Here is a 15,939-nt window from a genome sequence, read left to right as displayed (position 1 = left end):
CCATCGCCTTCTGGAGCCGGGCGCAGGCGTTCTTCACCAGCACCGGGATCACCATCGAACGAGTCCTGACCGACAACGGCGCCTGCTACAAGTCCCACGCCTGGCGCGACGCCCTGGCCCAGGCCGGGATCGCCCACAAGCGAACCCGGCCCTACCGACCCCAGACCAACGGCAAAGTCGAACGCCTGAACCGCACGATGCTGGACGAGTGGGCCTACGCCCGCCCCTACCACTCAGAACAAGAACGACGTGACACCTTCCCTGCCTGGCTACACACCTACAATCACCACCGCGGACACACCGCACTGAAAGGCCAGCCACCCGCCAGCCGCGTCCCCAACCTCACAGGGCAATACAACTAGCGCGCCGCCCGGACTCCGGGGCGTACGGGCGCGGGAGTGAACGCCCGTACGCTGCACGCCTGTACGGACCGAGCGCAGACCCTCGTGCTCGTGCGCGCCCGGCGCGGGACAACGGCGAAGGGGCGCACCCGGCGTGGGTGCGCCCCTCGTGCGTGGCTCAGCCGGACGTGTCAGTGCTGCCCCTGCTCGTCGTCGCGGTCTTCCCGCATACGGTCCTCCCGCATGCGGTCTTCGCTCATCCGGTCGCGGCCCTGCTCCGCGCCCTCCCGGGTGCGCTGCGAAGAATCCTGGCCGGACTCCTGCTCGCGCTCGCGGCTCTGCTGCGCCTTCTGCGCGGCTTCCTTGGCCTTCTGGGCCGCGTCGCCGGCCATGTCCTTCGCCTTGTCGAATGCGCCCATTTCTTTTCACTCCTAATGAGAGAGGGATTCGGGCCCTCCTCAGGCTTACATAGATGGGTAAATGCCGCATTTCGGATGTTGTTGCGTCTCCGCGTCCCCCGCGGCCGCGAGGGCGTGACGGCCGCTAGATCCCCGGCGTCCGCTGCGGGCGCGGAGGCAGCGGCGGCCTGCTCCGGTCGGGAACATCCGTGTAGTCCGGCGGCGCCGCGGCGGGGTGCTGGTGCAGCAGGTCCAGCGCGGTGGCCACCGCGACGTTCAGCTCGGAGGTCCGGCCCTCCGCCCAGTCCAGCGGCGTGCGTTCGGCGACCACGTCGGGCGGGACGCCGGCGTTCTCCACGCCCCAGCCGTACTCGTCGAACCAGGCCGCGTTCATCGGCACCGTGATCACCGTGCCCTCGCCCAGCCGGTGCCGGCCCGTCACCCCGACCACCCCGCCCCATGTCCGCAGCCCCACCACCGGACCGAGGCCGAGCAGCTTGAACGCCGCCGTGATCATGTCGCCGTCCGACGACGTGGCCTCGTCGGCCAGCGCCACCATCGGCCCGCGCGGCGCGGTCGAGGTGTACGAGACGGGCTGCGCGTGGCGCGTCAGGTCCCAGCCCATGATCCTGCGGGTCAGCTTCTCCAGCACCAGTTCGCTGATGTGCCCGCCCGCGTTGCCCCGTACGTCCACGATCAGCGCCTCGCGGTTCATCTCCATCCGCACGTCCCGGTTGAACTGCGCCCAGCCGCTGGCCACCAGGTCCGGAATGTGCAGGTAGCCGCAGCGCCCGCCGCTCAGCTCGTGCACCACCGCGCGCCGCGCCGCCACCCAGTCCTGGTAGCGCAGCGGCCGGTCGTCGACCAGCGGGACCACCGCCACCCGGCGCAGCCTCCCCCCGCCGCCCTCGATCGCGAACGTCAGCTCCACCGACGTGCCGCCCGCCCCCGCCAGCAACGGGTACGGGCCCGTCACCGGGTCGACCGCCCGGCCGTCGATGTGCGTGAGCACCGAGCCGTCCGGAATGCCGGTGCCGGCCAGCGGGGAGCGGGCCCGGGTGTCGGAGGAGTCGCCGGGCAGGATGCGGGCCAGCGCCCAGCCGCGGCCGTCCCGCGTCCGGACGAAGTTCACGCCGAGGAAGCCGATGGGCCGCTGGTAGTGCGGCGGGCCCTCGTTGCGGCGGGCGGGCGTGACGTACGCGTGCGACGTGCCCAGCTCGCCCAGCACCTCGCGCAGCAGATCGGCGAACTCGTCCGGTGAGGCCACGCGGTCCAGCAGCGGGCGGTACTGCTCCAGCACCGCGTCCCAGTCGACGCCGCACAGGTGCGGCTCCCAGAAGTACGCCCGCACGATCCGGCCGGCCTCGGCGTACGCCTGGTGCCACTCGGCCACCGGATCCGCGGTGTGCAGCACCCGCCGCATGTCGATGTACACGGTGGTGTCCGGGTCCGCCCGGTCGGTCGCCGGGATCGCGCGCAGCGAGCCGCCGTCGTTGGCCACCAGCCGGGTGCCGTCGCCGCTCACGGCGATCTCCGTCACCAGCGACGTCAGCTCGGTGAGCCGGGCGGTGGAGATATGGAAGTGCTCCAGCGTCGGCCGCCCCGAGGTGTCCGCGGGGTTGGCGAACGTCTCGCCGAGCGCGCCCGAGATCGGCCAGCGCAGCCACACCAGCCCGCCGCCCGCGACCGGCACCAGCGAGGAGTACTTCGACGCCGGCACCGGAACCGGCGTCACCCGGCTCTCCAGCCCTTCCGGCTCGACCAGCACGGTGATGTTCCCGCCCGCCTCCACCACCGGCGGGCCGACCGGATCCATGCCGCCGGCCGCGGGCCGGCCCTCGGCCGAGAGCGCGAACGGCGAGGGCGTCGCCGGATGCAGCGGGACAAGGTAGGGGCGGGAGCCCAGCGGGAACGACAGATCGCCGGTGTGCACGTCGTACACCGGGTCGAAGCCGCGCCAGGACAGGAACGCCAGATAGCGCCCGTCGCGGGTGAACACCGGCTCCTCGTCCTCGAACCGGCCGTCGGTCACGTCCACGATCGTCCGGTCCGCGATCCGGGCGATCTTGATCCGCCGCAGCGTGCGGCCGATGCCCGGGTGCGCCCAGGCCACCCACTTCGAGTCCGGCGAGAACGCCAGGTCGCGTACGGGCCCGTTGACCGACCGGATCAGCTCGGTGACCTGGCAGTCGCCCGCCGCCTCCGTCGGCGACAGCTCCTCCGCGGCCCGAATCGCCTCCGCGAACTGCTCCGCGACCTCCGCCGACATCCGCTCGTCCGCCTGCACCCGCTCCGGCACCCGCACCAGCAGCAGCCGGCCGTCGTGCGAGGCGATCGCGATGTGCCGCCCGTCCGGTGAGGGCACCAGCGCCAGCACCCGCCCCAGTCGCCCGGCCGCCAGTCGCAGCGGCTCGCCGACGGCGCCGGTGCGCGGCAGGTCGGCGATCTCGATGGCGTCGTCGCCGGCGGCGTCCGTGACGTAGGCGACGCGATTGGTGTCGCCCAGCATCCGCGGCAGCCGGATCCGCACACCCGGGGTCTCGGTGATCGTGCGCGCCGGGCCGTCGCGGTGGGTCAGCCAGTACAGCGCGCCGCGCACCGCGACCGCGCTGGCGCGCCCGGTGGTGTCGACGGTCAGCCCCTGGACGTTGTTCTGCGCGGCCACCTGGTACGGGCGCCGCCCGGCCCGCGGGCTGCCGAGCCGGACGTCGAGTCGGCGCGGGCGGCCCGCGGGGCCGAAGTCCTCGGCGAGCCACAACTCGCCGGCGCACTGGTAGATCACCCGGTGGCCGTCCGTGGCGGCGTTCCTGGCGTAGAAGTCGGCGTGGTCGCTGTGCCGGCGCAGGTCCGTGCCGTCGGGCAGACAGGAGTAGAGGTTGCCGATGCCCTCGTGGTCGGAGAGGAAGGCGATCCGCGCGGCGGGCGGCGGACCGACGAACATCACGCACTCGACGTGCCCGCCGAGGTCCGCGAGCAGCCGCCTGCCGTGCAGGTAGATACGGCCGGTGGCGCCGCCGCGGTACCGCTTCCAGGAGGCGGGCTCGTGCGGCGGGCGGCCGGTGAGCAGCAGCGTCTTGCGCGTGCCGGACAGTTCGGCGACGGCGATCTCGTCGACGGGCCCCCAGGGGAGCCGGCGCCCGGGGGCGCCGTCCGTCGGCACCAGGTAGGACCAGGTCTGGTACGAGAGCGGCTGGCTCTGCGAGGACACCGCGAGGATCTGCGGGGCGCCGCTCTCGCCGGGGCTCGGCGGCGTCCAGCCGCACACCCGGGTGTCCGGGCTGCCCCAGTACGTCAGCCGCCGCGCCCCGCCGCCCTCCGTGGACACGAGGTGGATCTCGGCGTCGAGGCTGTGCCAACTGGTGAACGCGATGAACCGCCCGTCCGGCGAGAACCGCGGATGTCCCACGCGGGTGCGGTCGACGGTCAGCCGCCAGCCCCGCTCCGGCTTGGCGCCGGGGGCGGGCAGCGGCGCGAGCCACAGGTCGTCCTCGGACGCGAAGCAGATGAGGTCACCGTGCAGGTGGGGAAAGCGGAGGTAGGGCAGGCCGGGGCCGGGCGCGGCGGTGCTGTCGGAACCGGCTGTCACAAACTCCATGTTTCGGTGCGTAGAGGGACACGGCAAGTCGGCGCGCACTCTGCGGGCAGAGCGCTGTTGCGAATACTTTGCAATTAGTTTGTATGATCGGGTGCCGTCCTGCCGATAGATATGGGCGAGTCGCGTACCGGTCGACGGAGGGACGCCACCATGCATGTGCCCGACGGGTTCATCGACGCTCCCGTCTCACTCGCCGCCGGCGCGGTCGCCGCGGGTGCCGTGGCCGTCAGCCTGCGCGGTGCCCGCCGCGAACTGGCCGAGCGGACGGCCCCGCTGGCAGGGCTCGTCGCGGCGTTCGTCTTCGCCGTGCAGATGCTGAACTTCCCGGTGGGGGCGGGCACGAGCGGGCACCTGCTGGGGGGCGCGCTGGCCGCGGTCCTCGTCGGGCCGTGGACGGCGGTGCTCTGCATCGCCGTGGTCCTGCTGATGCAGGGGCTGCTCTTCGCCGACGGCGGGCTGACGGCGCTCGGCGTCAACATCACGCTGATGGGCGTGGTGACGGTCGCCGTGTCGTACGCGGTGTTCCGCGCGCTGTTCCGGGTGCTGCCGCGGGGACCCGGCGGACTGGGCGGGCTGGGGCTGGCGACGTTCGCGGCGGCGGCGCTGTCGGTGCCTGCCTCCGCGCTGGCGTTCACCGGGCTGTACGCGCTGGGCGGCACGGCGGACGTGTCGCTGACGAAGGTCGCCGCGGCGATGGTCGGCGTCCATCTCCTCATCGGCCTCGGCGAGGCGGCCATCACCACCGCGACGGTCACCTCGGTCGCGGCCGTCCGCCCGGATCTGATCCACGGTGTCCAGGGCGTGCGGCGCCCGCTGGAGCTGCGCACGGTGACGGTGGCGCGGCCGGGCGACGCGGCGGCGGCCCCGCCCCCGGAGCGGGCCGGCACGGTGACCGAGCCCGCGGACGCCGTCCCGGAGCCCGCCGGTCCGGGGTCACGGCACCGCAGCCCGCGGCGGCTCTGGGCCGCCGGCCTGCTCGCCTCCCTCGTCCTCGCCGGGATCGTCAGCTTCTACGCCTCCTCCGACCCGGACGGCCTGGAGAAGGTAGCGGGCGACAAGGGCATCGCCGAGGAGGAGAAGGAACACGCGCTGTCCGACTCCCCGCTCGCCGACTACGGCGTCGAGGACGTCACCGACGCCCGCCTCTCCGGCGGCCTCGCCGGCCTCATCGGCGTCACGGCCACGCTGGCGGTGGGCAGCGGGGTGTTCGTCGCCGTCCGCCGCCGCACCGGCTCCGCCGCAGGCCCGCGGGCCGGTGCCGCCGCCGGAGCGGCGACGGCGGCCGGGAAGGCGGACTCCGCGGACCGCGTCAGCCCGGCGCCGGGCTCCCGCGGGACGGACCCGCGGCCCCAGGCCCGGCCGGAGGGCTGACCGTTGGGGGCTGGGCACGCGCACAAGCTGTACCGGCACGGGGTCTCGCCCGTCCACCGGCTCCCGGCGCACGTGAAGCTCGTCGCGGCCTTCTGCTTCGTCCTGATCGTCGTCGCCACTCCCCGTGAGGCGGTCTGGGCCTTCGGTGCGTACGCCCTCCTGCTCGCCGGTGTCGCCGCGGCGGCGCGCGTGCCGCCGGGGGTCGTGCTGGTGCGGCTCGTCATCGAAGTGCCCTTCGTCGCCTTCGCCGTTCTCCTCCCCTTCGTTGCGGAGGGCCCGCGCACCGACGTCCTCGGGCTCTCCCTCAGCGAATCCGGCCTCTGGAGCGCGTGGAACGTCCTCGCCAAGGGCACCCTCGGCGTCGCCGCCTCCGTGCTGCTGGCCACGACCACCGAACTGCGCGCCCTGCTCCTCGGGCTGCAACGGCTGCGCATGCCGCCGCTGCTGGTGCAGATCGCGACGTTCATGGTCCGCTACGGCGACGTGATCGCCGACGAGCTGCGCCGGATGCGCATCGCCCGCGAGTCCCGCGGCTTCACCGCCCGCGGCCCGCGCCACTGGGGTGTGCTCGCCCGCACCGCCGGGGCGCTGTTCATCCGCTCCTACGAGCGCGGGGAGCGCGTCCACCTCGCCATGGTCAGCCGGGGTTACACCGGCACCATGCCCGTCGTCGACCAGGCCGCGGCCACCCGCGCACAGTGGTCGTCCGCCGCCGTGCTGCCCCTCACCGCCCTCGCCGTGTGCCTGCTGGGAGGGAACCTCGTATGACACCGCGGACAACGGGACGGCCCCCGTCGCTGGAAGTGAGCGGCCTCGCCTACGCCTACCCCGACGGCCACCAGGCCCTCTTCGGCGTCGACCTCACCGTCGAACACGGCGAGCGCGTCGCCGTCCTCGGGCCCAACGGCGCCGGCAAGACCACGCTCGTCCTGCACCTCAACGGCATCCTCGGCGGCGGCGCCGGCACCGTCCACGTCGCCGGGCTGGCCGTGGAGAAGCGGAACATCGCCGAGATACGCCGCCGCGTCGGCATCGTCTTCCAGGACCCCGACGACCAGTTGTTCATGCCCACCGTCCGCGACGACGTCGCCTTCGGACCCGCCACCGGCGGCATGCGGGGGCCGGAGCTGGAGGCGTGCGTACGCCGTGCGCTGGAGCAGGTCGGCATGGCGGAGCACGCGGACAGGCCGCCGCACCACCTGTCCTTCGGCCAGCGCCGCCGGGTGGCACTGGCCACGGTGCTGGCCATGGAGCCGGAGGTGCTCGTGCTGGACGAGCCGTCCTCCAACCTCGACCCGGCCGCCCGCCGCGAACTGGCCGAGATCGTCCGTTCCCTCGACGTCACCGTGCTGATGGTCACCCACGACCTCCCCTATGCCCTGGAGCTGTGCCCCCGCTCCGTCGTCCTGAGCGGCGGGCTGGTCGTCGCCGACGGCGCGACCCGGGAACTCCTCCTCGACGAGGATCTGATGGCCGCGCACCGCCTCGAAATACCCTTCGGCTTCGACCCGAGCCGGGCATAGGGTCCGCAGCATGTCCGCACTCCCTCCCGCGATACCGGATCCGACGCCCGCCGCGGCACCGTCCGAGGCCACCGTCGTCACACTCCGGCGCTTCCCGGTCAAGTCCATGCTCGGCGAACGGCTGCCGGAACTCGTCATCGACGAGCGCGGCACGGTCGGCGACCGCCTCTGGGCCGTCACCTACGACGACGGCAAGCTCGGCAGCGGCAAGAACTCCCGTCGCTTCCGCCGCACCGAGGGCCTGCTCCACTTCACCGCCTCCTATCCCGCCCACCACGATGTCGGCGACCGCCCGCACGTCGTCACCCCCGACGGCGCCGACCTCCGCGACGACGCGCACCTCGCCGAACTGCTCGGCGCGGACGTCCGGCTGGCACGCGAGGACGCCGTGTCGCACTTCGACGACTGCGGAGTGACGCTGATCGGCGCCGCCTCCCTGCATGCGCTGGGCCGCATCCTCGGCGACACCGAACCGGCCGACGCCCGCCGCTTCCGCAAGAACATCGTTCTGGACACCGCCGAGCCGTGGATCGAGGAGGACTGGGTGGGCCGGGAGGTGACCGTCGGCCAGGAGGTGCGGCTGCGGATCATCAAGCGCATGAAGCGCTGTGTGATGACGACGATGTCGCAGCGCGCCCTGGCGGAGGACCGCCGGGTGCTCAAGACGCTGACCGCGGAGCGCGGGATGTGCCTCGGCGTGGGCGCCGAGGTCGTGACCCCCGGCACCGTACGCCCCGGCGACACGGTACGACCCGCCTGAGAGGACCCTGCCGCCGGCTCCTCAGCCGGCCGGCGGCGGTCCCGCCGACGGCGGCGCGGCCGGGGGCGGCGGTGCCGCCGGTGCCTGCGGTGCCGCGTCATGCTGCGGCCGGGGTGCTGCCGGCCGTCCAGCCGGCTGCGGCGGTATGTGACCGCCCGCCGCCGAAGGCGCGGACTCCCCGGCCGCCGCCTCCGGGGCGCGCAGCATCATCGCGATCACGACGACGGCTATCAGTGCCCCGCCGACGTAGGTGAGCAGGACGAGCCAGCCCTCCAGATCCTTGGTGTACCCGTCCCAGCCGAGGACGGGGATCCGCCCTTCGGCAGGCATCCCCTCCGGGTAGTCGGTGATCGTCATGCCGATCATGCGGCGGACGTCGAGGTAGAGGTGGACGGCGAGGAGCGTGATCGCCGCGCCGCGCACCACCGGTCGGCGCAGCAGCGCCAGCACGCCGAGGACCAGCAGCGAGACCGCGAAGACCGCCTCCCAGTACTGTGCGGCGCCGGCGAGCTCCGGGGCGTACGACTCACCGGGATTCACCAGCACCATGAAGTAGTCGCCGACGCCGATCGCGCCACCGTTCCGGGTCAGCATGCGCACGATCCAGCCGACGAGCGCGAGGCCGAGCACCAGCATCAGCCCACCGGCGATCACATAATGCTGCGACCCCCGCACCGGCATCCCCGCGGTGCGCGGCGCCGGCCGCTCGCCCGCCCGCAGCATCAGCACGACCACCCCGGCCGAGAAGACCAGGACGGCGGCCCAACTGCCGATGATCGCGGCCTCCAGGTCATTGCCCCCGATGTACCACTGCCGGAACCGGTCGCTGGCCGCCAGGCCGATCAGCTCGCGGGCGGCGGTCGCGAACATCAGGAACCCGCACAGCAGCGCCGCGCCCCGTCCCGCCCGCCGGTTCAGCGCCGCGACCACCCCCGTCACCAGCAACGCCACCGTGAACGCCCATACGTACGGGCTGAACAGCTCGGGCTCCAGCAGGATCCGCGGGTCGTACAGCGCCTTGAGGAAGTCGTCGACGCCGCTGCTCACATAGTCGAAGTCGTAGACGAGCCAGACCACCACCGTCCGGCCCAGGACGGTGAGCAGCGCGGCCACGGCCAGATACGCGCCCCAATGCCGCGGGGCATACCGGTCCGACGCCGCCCCGGGCTGCCGCTTTGTTGCTCGGTCGAGCACTGCCATGTCATCCCCCGTGATCCGTGCTGCGGAGATTCCATCCTGAAGGTGAACGCCCGCGGAGAAAACCCCTGTGGATAACCCCTGTTGCGTACTTGTCACCCGTTACGGACCGGCCGGACACGGGGCCGCCCGTACGGGCCCTGCCCCGTCGCCGCACATGCTGCTACCGTTTCCGTAGTGGGGCATTCCGCAGGTATGGATCACGCCTGCAGGGGCCTGGGTCCCGCGCCAGATCAAGGATCTCGGTACGTGGAAAGAACCGCCCCCCCCACATCTGGAAGGAGGTTGGGGACGGGACCTCCATGGGCACCCGGCCCCGGCTACCTATGAACCGTGGAAGATTATCGGCAGTCGTCGCTCTGGGCCTTGCATTGGCGTTGTCCGCGGGTATGGCGCCGGCTGTCGCCTCGGCGTCACCGGAAGGAACACAGCAGGCCCAGGTGGCACTGACCCAGGTCGCCACCGCGGCGGCGCCCACCGCCGGGGCCGCCGGGCCGGACGGCACGCTGTGGGTCGGCGAACGCGCCGGCACCGTGCGGGTCCTCGACGACCAGGGACTGAGTGAGCCGGTCATCGACATCACGGGTGAGACCACCACCGACGGTGAGCGCGGGATCGCGGACATCGCCTTCAACCCGGACTTCACCCGCTTCTACCTGTCGTACACCGATATCAACGGTCACAGCACCATCGACGAGTTCGACGTGACCGACGGCGAACCGCAGGCGGAGACCCGGCGCACCCTCTTCTTCCAGGAACAGCCCGGCCCCGCGCACAACTCCGGCCACATCGCCTTCGGCCCGGACGGCATGTTCTACATCTCCCTCGGAGACGGCGACTTCTCACTGGAGGGCGACCCGTACGGCAACGGCCAGAACCTCGGCACCCTGCTGGGCAAGATCCTGCGGGTCGACCTGAGCGCCGGCGACCCGTACGGGATCCCGGAGGACAACCCGTTCGTCGACGTCCCGGGTGCCCGTGGCGAGATCTGGGCCTACGGCCTGCGCAACCCGTGGCAGTTCTCCTTCGACGCCGCGAACGGCGACATGTGGATCGGCGACGTGGGCCACCTGGAGCGCGAGGAGATCAACCACGCCCCCGCCGGAGCCGCCGGCCGGAACTACGGCTGGCCCCTCATGGAGGCGACCCGGCCGCACCAGGGCACGGCACCTCCCGACCACGCCCCGCCGGTGCACGAATGGCAGCACGGCCTGAGCGGCGTCTGCGACTCGATCACCGCCGGCTTCGCCTACCGCGGTGACGACATCCCCGATCTGCAGGGCGCGCTCGTCTTCGCCGACTACTGCAACGGCGACCTGCAGGCCCTCCAGATGGAGAACGGTCAGGTGACCGAGGTGCTCGACCTCGGCGCCAACGCCGGCTGGGTGAGCACCTTCGTGCAGACAGCCGACAACGAGCTGTACGTCTTCGACATGGGCGGCTTCGGCGGCGGCGGGGGCACCCCGACCGGCGCCGTCTACCGCATAGGCCCCGCCTAGCGGCATGGCGGGTGCCGTGGTCCGCCGCCGCGATCCGGCGGCGGACCGCGGCGAACCCCTCACCGCCGCACCCCGGCCACCCGGACCCGGTCCCGGGACCACCCCGGCCCCCGGACCCGTCCGCTACGCCGGCAGCAGCACCAGCGCGATCCCCGCCACCATCAGGAGGGCCCCCGCGATCCGCGCCCCGCCGAACCGCTCCTTGAAGAACACCGCACCGATGGCCGCCCCGACCACGATGCTCGACTCGCGCAGCGCCGCTATCGGCGCCAGGGGCGCGCGCGTCTGGGCCCAGAGCACCAGCCCGTACGCCGAGACGGAGATCGCCCCGCCCAGCAGCCCGCGCACCGCGACCGGCCCCAGTGCACGCACCGCCCCCGGGCCGCGCAGCACCAGCGCCGCCAGCGGGATCCACGGGCCCATCAGCAGCACCAGCCACGCCGTGTAACCCAGCGCGCTGCCGGAGGCGCGCACTCCGACGCCGTCGACGATCGTGTACGCCGCGATGGACAGGCCCGTCGCGAACGCCGCGGCCAGGGCCGGCCAGTGCGGGCGGGTGTCCGAGCCGCGCAGGCCCCACAGGGCGATGCCGCTCAGGCCCGCGCACGCCACCGCGACGCCCGCCGTCTGCCACAGGCCCAGCCGTTCGTCGAGGAAGAGGTGCGCCACCGCCGCGACGACCAGCGGGGCCGTGCCGCGGGCTATCGGGTAGACCTGCCCGAAGTCGCCCAGCCGGAACGACTGCATGAGCAGCGTCATGTACACCAGGTGGATGGCGACCGACGCCAGCAGCCATGGCCAGGCACCGGCGGCCGGGAGCGGCACGAAGAACACCGCGGTCCCCGCGATCACCACGTCGCCCACGCCGATCAGCGCGAAGACGGCCAACCGGTCCCTGACACCGTGGGCGATGGCGTTCCACGAGGCGTGCATCACGGCGGCGGCGAGGACCGCCGCGGCTATGAGGGGCGTCACACCCCCGGCTCGCGCACCTCGGAGACGTCGGCGACCCGCGCGCCCGCGTGCGCGACGAGGTCCTTGGGGGACAGGGGGAACACCGTGTGCGGGTCGCCGGCGGCGGCCCAGACCTCTCCGTGGTCGAGGAGTCCGCGGTCGGCGAGGACCGTCATCCGCGTCACGTGCCCGAAGGGTGGCACACCGCCGATGGCGTACCCCGTCGCCTCGCGCACCACCGCCGCGTCCGCCCGGCGGACGTCCGCGGCGCCCAGTTCGGCCCGTACGCGCTCGGTGTCCACCCGCGAGGCGCCGTCCATCAGGACGAGCACCGGTACGCCGTCCGCCGCGAAGATCAGGGACTTGACGATCTGGCTCAGCTTGCAGCCGATGGCCTCCGCCGCCTGCGCCGCGGTACGGGTGGCGTCGGGGAAGCGGCGTACCGGGACGCTCAGACCCAGCTCGGCGAGGGCGGCGGCGAAGAGCGGATGTGCGGTGTCGGCGGTTGTCATGCAGGTGACGTTAACGCCCGGTGCACGGGCGACGCGAACACATTCGGGCCCCGGGCCCCGGCGTCCGCCGCCGGGGCCCGGGGCCCGCGCGTCTCAGCCGCCGTGCGCCTCCAGCACGTCCCGCACCAGCGGGCCGGCGAACTCACCGCCGTGCCCGATGTTCGGCACCGTGGCCGCCGCCGCCAGATCCCCGCGATACGCGGTGAACCAGGCGTCCGTCTCCTTCTGACCGCCCATCTCCGCGGAGCCCGTCTTCGCACCCACCTGCCCGGTCAGCCCGCTCATCGCCCCGGCCGCCGTCCCGGTCGCCGCCGTCTCCTCCATCAGCTCCCGCAGCGACTGCGCCGTCGACGCCTTCATGCTCTGCGGTGCCGTCGCGAACTGCCGCCCGTCGAACTCCTGGGGCACCAGGTACGGCTGCTTGAAGACGCCGGACTTCGCGGTCGCCGACACCGACGCCATCGTCAGCGGGTTCATCCTCACGCCGCCCTGGCCGATCAGCGACAGCGCCATCTCCACGCCGGACTGCACCGGCACCGAGCCGTCGAACGTGGCCACGCCCGTCTGCCAGTTGAGCCCGATGCCGAAGACGTCCCGGGCCTGCTTCGTCAGGTCGTCGTTCTCCAGCTTCTCCGCCATCGAGATGAACGCGGTGTTGCAGGAGGCGGTGAAGGACTGGGTGAAGGTGCCGCCCTGGATGGTGAACGAGTCATCGCCGACGTTCTCGAACTCCCAGCCGCCGTACGCCTTGTACCGCGGGCACGGGTGCGGCTCGTCGGGCGCGGCCAGGCCCTTGTCCATGAGCATCGAGGCCGTGATGACCTTCATCGTCGAGCCGGGCGGCAGCGTGCCCTTGAGCGCGGTGTTGAAGCCGTCGGGGTTCTGGTTGGCGACCGCGAGCACCTGACCGGTGCTGGGCTGCAGCGCCACCAGCGCCGCGCCGCCCTGCTTGGCGACGGCCGCCTCGGCGGTCTTCTGCACGGCTGCGTCCAGCGTCGTCTTCAGCGTGCCGGGCTTGGGCTTGGAGACCACCAGAAGAGTCTCGGGAGTGCCCGCCTTGTCGTCGTCCTCGTCCTTCTTCTTGTCGCCCTTGTCGCCCTTGCCGCGCGCGCCGGCCGGCTCGGTCCAGACCTTGACGCCGGCCTTGCCCCCGGCCTTCGCACCGTAACGTTCGCGCAGGTCGGCGACGACGGGCGCGAGCGAGGGGTACGTCTCGGGATCGAGCTTGGCGCCCGTGCGGTCCAGCACCGTGAGGGGCGGGGCCTCGGTCGAGCCGGTGCGCAGCCGCTCGCCCTCGGTGAGCTTCGGGTGTATGAGCGACGGGTCCCAGGCGACCTCGGCCTCGCCCGTCTTCTCGTCCCGGACGACCTCGAGCGACGAGTTGTACGCCCAGGGCTTGACGTTGTTCTCGAAGGTCACCTGGGCGTCGACGCTGAACGGCACCTCCGTGCCCGCCGGCCGGCCGGGGGTCAGCTTCACCTGCTCGACGCCCGCGTCCTCGCGGTAGGACGTGAGGCCGCGAAGCGCCGCCTTCCTGTTGTCCGTCATGCCGGCCGCGGTCTCGGTCTGGCCGCCTGCCCAGGCGGTCAGGAAGTCTCCCGCCGCCCTGGCGGTCTCCTGGGGACCGGGTGGCCCGGTCTTCACCGGATCGGATGAGGCCGGCGCCGAAAGCGCGCTCCCGCCGCTCTCCGGCTCGTCGTCCTCCAGGAGGCTGTACGCGCCGAACCCCGCCGCACCGACGACCGCGGCACCGGCTCCGACGATCACTGCGATCCGGGTGCGCGTCGCTCGTGCCGACGCACCTGATCCGGCGCGTCTGCGCCGGTGGCTGCCCGCCATCTGCCGTGCTCCCTCTGCGCGCCCCGAGACCGAAACGACCCTGCGTCAAGCACAGTAAGCCACCTGCCGCACCGGCGCCCACCCGTGGTCGCCGGGCTCAGACCCAACTCCCCAGCCACATGCGCGCCTCCCAGGCGTCGCGCGTCATCGTCTCGCCGGTGTAGAGGGGCCAGAAATAGATGAAGTTCCAGAGCACCAGCAGGACGAGCACCCCTGCCGCGACGACGCCCGCCGCTCTGCGCCATTCGGTGGGCTGGGGGGAGCCGGGGGCGTCCGCGGGCGTGCCCGTGCCCGCGAGCGCGGCGGCGCCGGCGCGGGCCATCGCGCCGAGCATCATCGTCACCGCCAGACACAGGTACGGGACGAAGACGACGGCGTAGAAGAGGAAGATCGTGCGCTCCTGGTAGAAGAGCCACGGCACCCAGCCGGCCGCCAGCCCGCACAGGATCGCGCCCGCGCGCCAGTCGCGGCGCAGCCCCCAGCGGTAGAGCGCATAGACCGCCGCCGCGACGCCCAGCCACCACAGCAGCGGGGTGCCCAGGGCGAGGACCTCGCGGGCGCAGTTCTCCGTCGCGTCGGCGGGGCAGCCGTCGTCGCCGGGCCGGGGGTCGTCCCAGAAGTACGACACCGGCCGGCCCACCACGGGCCAGCTCCACGGGTTGGAGTCGTAGGTGTGGCCGGAGTCGAGGTTGACGTGGAACCGGTAGACCACCGAGTGGTAGTGCCACAGGCTGCGCACGGCGTCGGGGATGAACGGGAACGCGGTGTCACGGTCCTCGGCCCAGCCGCGGAAGTAGCCGTTGCCGGAGGCGAACCAGCCCGTCCAGGAGGCGACGTACACGGCGACGGCCACCGGGACCGTGGAGAAGAACGCCGGCACCACGTCCAGGCGCAGTGCGCGCGCGTACGGGTGGCGGGATCCGGCGGTACGGCGTGCGCCCGCGTCCCACAGCACCGTCAGCAGACCGAACGCGGCGAGGATGAACAGCGCGTTCCACTTGGTGCCCAGCGCGAGGCCCATGCAGAGCCCGGCGGCGAGCCGCCACGGCCGTGCCCCCAGCCGCAGCCCGGAGGCCACCGCGTCGTCCGGCCGCCCCGCCGGGAGCGCGGCGGCCAGCCGTTCACGCGCGCGGTCCCGGTCGACGAGCAGACAGCCGAAGGCGGCCAGCACCCAGAACATCAGCACCAGGTCGAGCAGCGCCGTGCGGCTCATCACGAAGTGCAGCCCGTCCACCGCCATCAGCACGCCCGCCAGACAGCCGAGCAGCGTGGAGCGGAACAGCCGGCGGCCGATGCGGCACAGCATGAGCACGGACAGCGTGCCGAGCAGGGCGACGACGACGCGCCAGCCGAAGGGATCCAGGCCGAACGTCCACTCGCCGAGCGCGATCATCCACTTGCCGACGGGCGGGTGGACGACATAGCCCGGGTCCTCGCTGAGCGGGATGACCTGCGGGTCGTCGAGGAGCTTGTCGTTGGCGTCCTTGGGCCAGCTCCCCTCGTAGCCGAGCTGGAGCAGCGACCAGGCGTCCTTCGCGTAGTACGTCTCGTCGAATATCACCGCGCGCGGGCTGCTCAGGTTCACGAACCGCAGCACGCCGGCGAAGAGCGCCACGAGCAGCGGCCCGCCCCACGCCCCGAACCGCGCCACGCGCGCGGCCGTCGTCGCGGACACACCGGCCACCCGCAGCAGCCGCGCGCCGGAGCGCCGGTACGGGGGCACCAGCCGCTCGGTGACGCCCGGTTCGCGCCGGGGCACATACCCGAACGCACGGAGCCGGCGCCGCCACCCCGGGGCGGGCGCGGACCGGCTCTGCGCGGGCTGCGTCACGGTGTCACTGCTCACGGGGGCCCATCCTAGGCGCGCCCGCCCGGCTGGAGGCGGGCCGATCCGTACCGGCCCGGGGCGCCTCCGGCGCCCGCCCCGCCTCCGTACCCCGCCCCGCGCGC

General features: G+C 73.0%; 13 protein-coding genes. 6 read left to right on the top strand and 7 right to left on the bottom strand.

Annotated features, from left to right (window positions below; all coding sequences use genetic code 11):
• Positions 1-362: integrase core domain-containing protein (locus I003_RS0122800; RefSeq protein WP_027773635.1), on the top strand; the 362-nt coding region annotated here is incomplete at its 5' end.
• A 170-nt stretch (positions 363-532) separates the two neighbouring features.
• Here I003_RS0122800 and I003_RS0122795 read toward each other — a convergent pair.
• Positions 533-760 carry a hypothetical protein gene (locus I003_RS0122795; RefSeq protein ID WP_027773634.1) on the bottom strand — a complete coding sequence of 76 codons (228 nt, stop codon included), beginning with the start codon at positions 758-760 and terminating at the stop codon, positions 533-535.
• 124 nt (positions 761-884) lie between these two features.
• Entirely contained in the window at positions 885-4,334 is a 3,450-nt protein-coding gene (locus tag I003_RS0122790; RefSeq protein WP_486584340.1) for a S41 family peptidase, read from the bottom strand.
• Between the two features lie 150 nt (positions 4,335-4,484).
• Between I003_RS0122790 and I003_RS32915 the strand changes: the two genes are divergently transcribed.
• The 4 genes from I003_RS32915 to I003_RS0122770 are packed head-to-tail and all read left to right on the top strand — an operon-like array spanning position 4,485 to position 7,988.
• Complete coding sequence (locus I003_RS32915) at positions 4,485-5,705, top strand: energy-coupling factor ABC transporter permease (protein WP_078564268.1); 1,221 nt, start codon at positions 4,485-4,487, stop codon at positions 5,703-5,705.
• Positions 5,706-5,708: 3 nt separating this feature from the next.
• Positions 5,709-6,473, top strand: coding sequence for a cobalt ECF transporter T component CbiQ (gene cbiQ / locus I003_RS0122780; RefSeq protein WP_027773632.1), 765 nt, complete (start codon positions 5,709-5,711; stop codon positions 6,471-6,473).
• Positions 6,470-7,228 carry an ABC transporter ATP-binding protein gene (locus tag I003_RS0122775; protein ID WP_027773631.1) on the top strand — a complete coding sequence of 253 codons (759 nt, stop codon included), beginning with the start codon at positions 6,470-6,472 and terminating at the stop codon, positions 7,226-7,228. The genes cbiQ and I003_RS0122775 overlap by 4 nt, the downstream gene beginning before the upstream one ends.
• Positions 7,229-7,238: 10 nt before the next feature.
• Positions 7,239-7,988: an MOSC domain-containing protein gene (locus I003_RS0122770; protein WP_027773630.1), complete on the top strand. Its 750-nt coding sequence runs from the start codon at positions 7,239-7,241 to the stop codon at positions 7,986-7,988.
• A 21-nt stretch (positions 7,989-8,009) separates the two neighbouring features.
• Here the strand turns inward: I003_RS0122770 and I003_RS0122765 are convergent, their stop codons facing one another.
• On the bottom strand, positions 8,010-9,188 hold the full coding sequence (locus I003_RS0122765; RefSeq protein ID WP_037721460.1) for a hypothetical protein: 1,179 nt from the start codon (positions 9,186-9,188) through the stop codon (positions 8,010-8,012).
• Positions 9,189-9,511: 323 nt separating this feature from the next.
• On the opposite strand from I003_RS0122765, the gene I003_RS32910 reads away from it, so the two are divergent.
• Positions 9,512-10,684 (top strand): PQQ-dependent sugar dehydrogenase, encoded by a 1,173-nt coding sequence (locus tag I003_RS32910; RefSeq protein ID WP_051368385.1) that lies wholly within the window; start codon positions 9,512-9,514, stop codon positions 10,682-10,684.
• Between the two features lie 123 nt (positions 10,685-10,807).
• Here I003_RS32910 and I003_RS0122755 read toward each other — a convergent pair whose 3' ends face one another.
• The 4 genes from I003_RS0122755 to I003_RS0122740 form a co-directional block, all read right to left on the bottom strand.
• Positions 10,808-11,659: an EamA family transporter gene (locus I003_RS0122755; protein WP_027773628.1), complete on the bottom strand. Its 852-nt coding sequence runs from the start codon at positions 11,657-11,659 to the stop codon at positions 10,808-10,810.
• Positions 11,656-12,150 carry a YbaK/EbsC family protein gene (locus tag I003_RS0122750; protein WP_027773627.1) on the bottom strand — a complete coding sequence of 165 codons (495 nt, stop codon included), beginning with the start codon at positions 12,148-12,150 and terminating at the stop codon, positions 11,656-11,658. The genes I003_RS0122755 and I003_RS0122750 overlap by 4 nt, the downstream gene beginning before the upstream one ends.
• A 93-nt stretch (positions 12,151-12,243) precedes the next feature.
• Positions 12,244-13,989 carry a penicillin-binding transpeptidase domain-containing protein gene (locus tag I003_RS0122745; RefSeq protein ID WP_027773626.1) on the bottom strand — a complete coding sequence of 582 codons (1,746 nt, stop codon included), beginning with the start codon at positions 13,987-13,989 and terminating at the stop codon, positions 12,244-12,246.
• A gap of 97 nt (positions 13,990-14,086) precedes the next feature.
• Complete coding sequence (locus tag I003_RS0122740; protein WP_027773625.1) at positions 14,087-15,835, bottom strand: phospholipid carrier-dependent glycosyltransferase; 1,749 nt, start codon at positions 15,833-15,835, stop codon at positions 14,087-14,089.
• Positions 15,836-15,939: the final 104 nt, after the last annotated feature.

The organism is Streptomyces sp. CNQ329 (assembly GCF_000482585.1).
This window is presented reverse-complemented; position numbering and strand designations above follow the sequence as displayed.

Bases quoted from the DNA above. Each gene is read 5' to 3' on its own strand.
- I003_RS0122795 (WP_027773634.1), bottom strand. From the start codon at position 760: ATGGGCGCATTCGACAAGGCGAAGGACATGGCCGGCGACGCGGCCCAG.
- I003_RS0122790 (WP_486584340.1), bottom strand. From the start codon at position 4,334: ATGGAGTTTGTGACAGCCGGTTCCGACAGCACCGCCGCGCCCGGCCCC.
- I003_RS32915 (WP_078564268.1), top strand. From the start codon at position 4,485: ATGCATGTGCCCGACGGGTTCATCGACGCTCCCGTCTCACTCGCCGCC.
- I003_RS0122775 (WP_027773631.1), top strand. From the start codon at position 6,470: ATGACACCGCGGACAACGGGACGGCCCCCGTCGCTGGAAGTGAGCGGC.
- I003_RS0122770 (WP_027773630.1), top strand. From the start codon at position 7,239: ATGTCCGCACTCCCTCCCGCGATACCGGATCCGACGCCCGCCGCGGCA.
- I003_RS0122765 (WP_037721460.1), bottom strand. From the start codon at position 9,188: ATGGCAGTGCTCGACCGAGCAACAAAGCGGCAGCCCGGGGCGGCGTCG.
- I003_RS32910 (WP_051368385.1), top strand. From the start codon at position 9,512: ATGAACCGTGGAAGATTATCGGCAGTCGTCGCTCTGGGCCTTGCATTG.
- I003_RS0122750 (WP_027773627.1), bottom strand. From the start codon at position 12,150: ATGACAACCGCCGACACCGCACATCCGCTCTTCGCCGCCGCCCTCGCC.
- I003_RS0122745 (WP_027773626.1), bottom strand. From the start codon at position 13,989: ATGGCGGGCAGCCACCGGCGCAGACGCGCCGGATCAGGTGCGTCGGCA.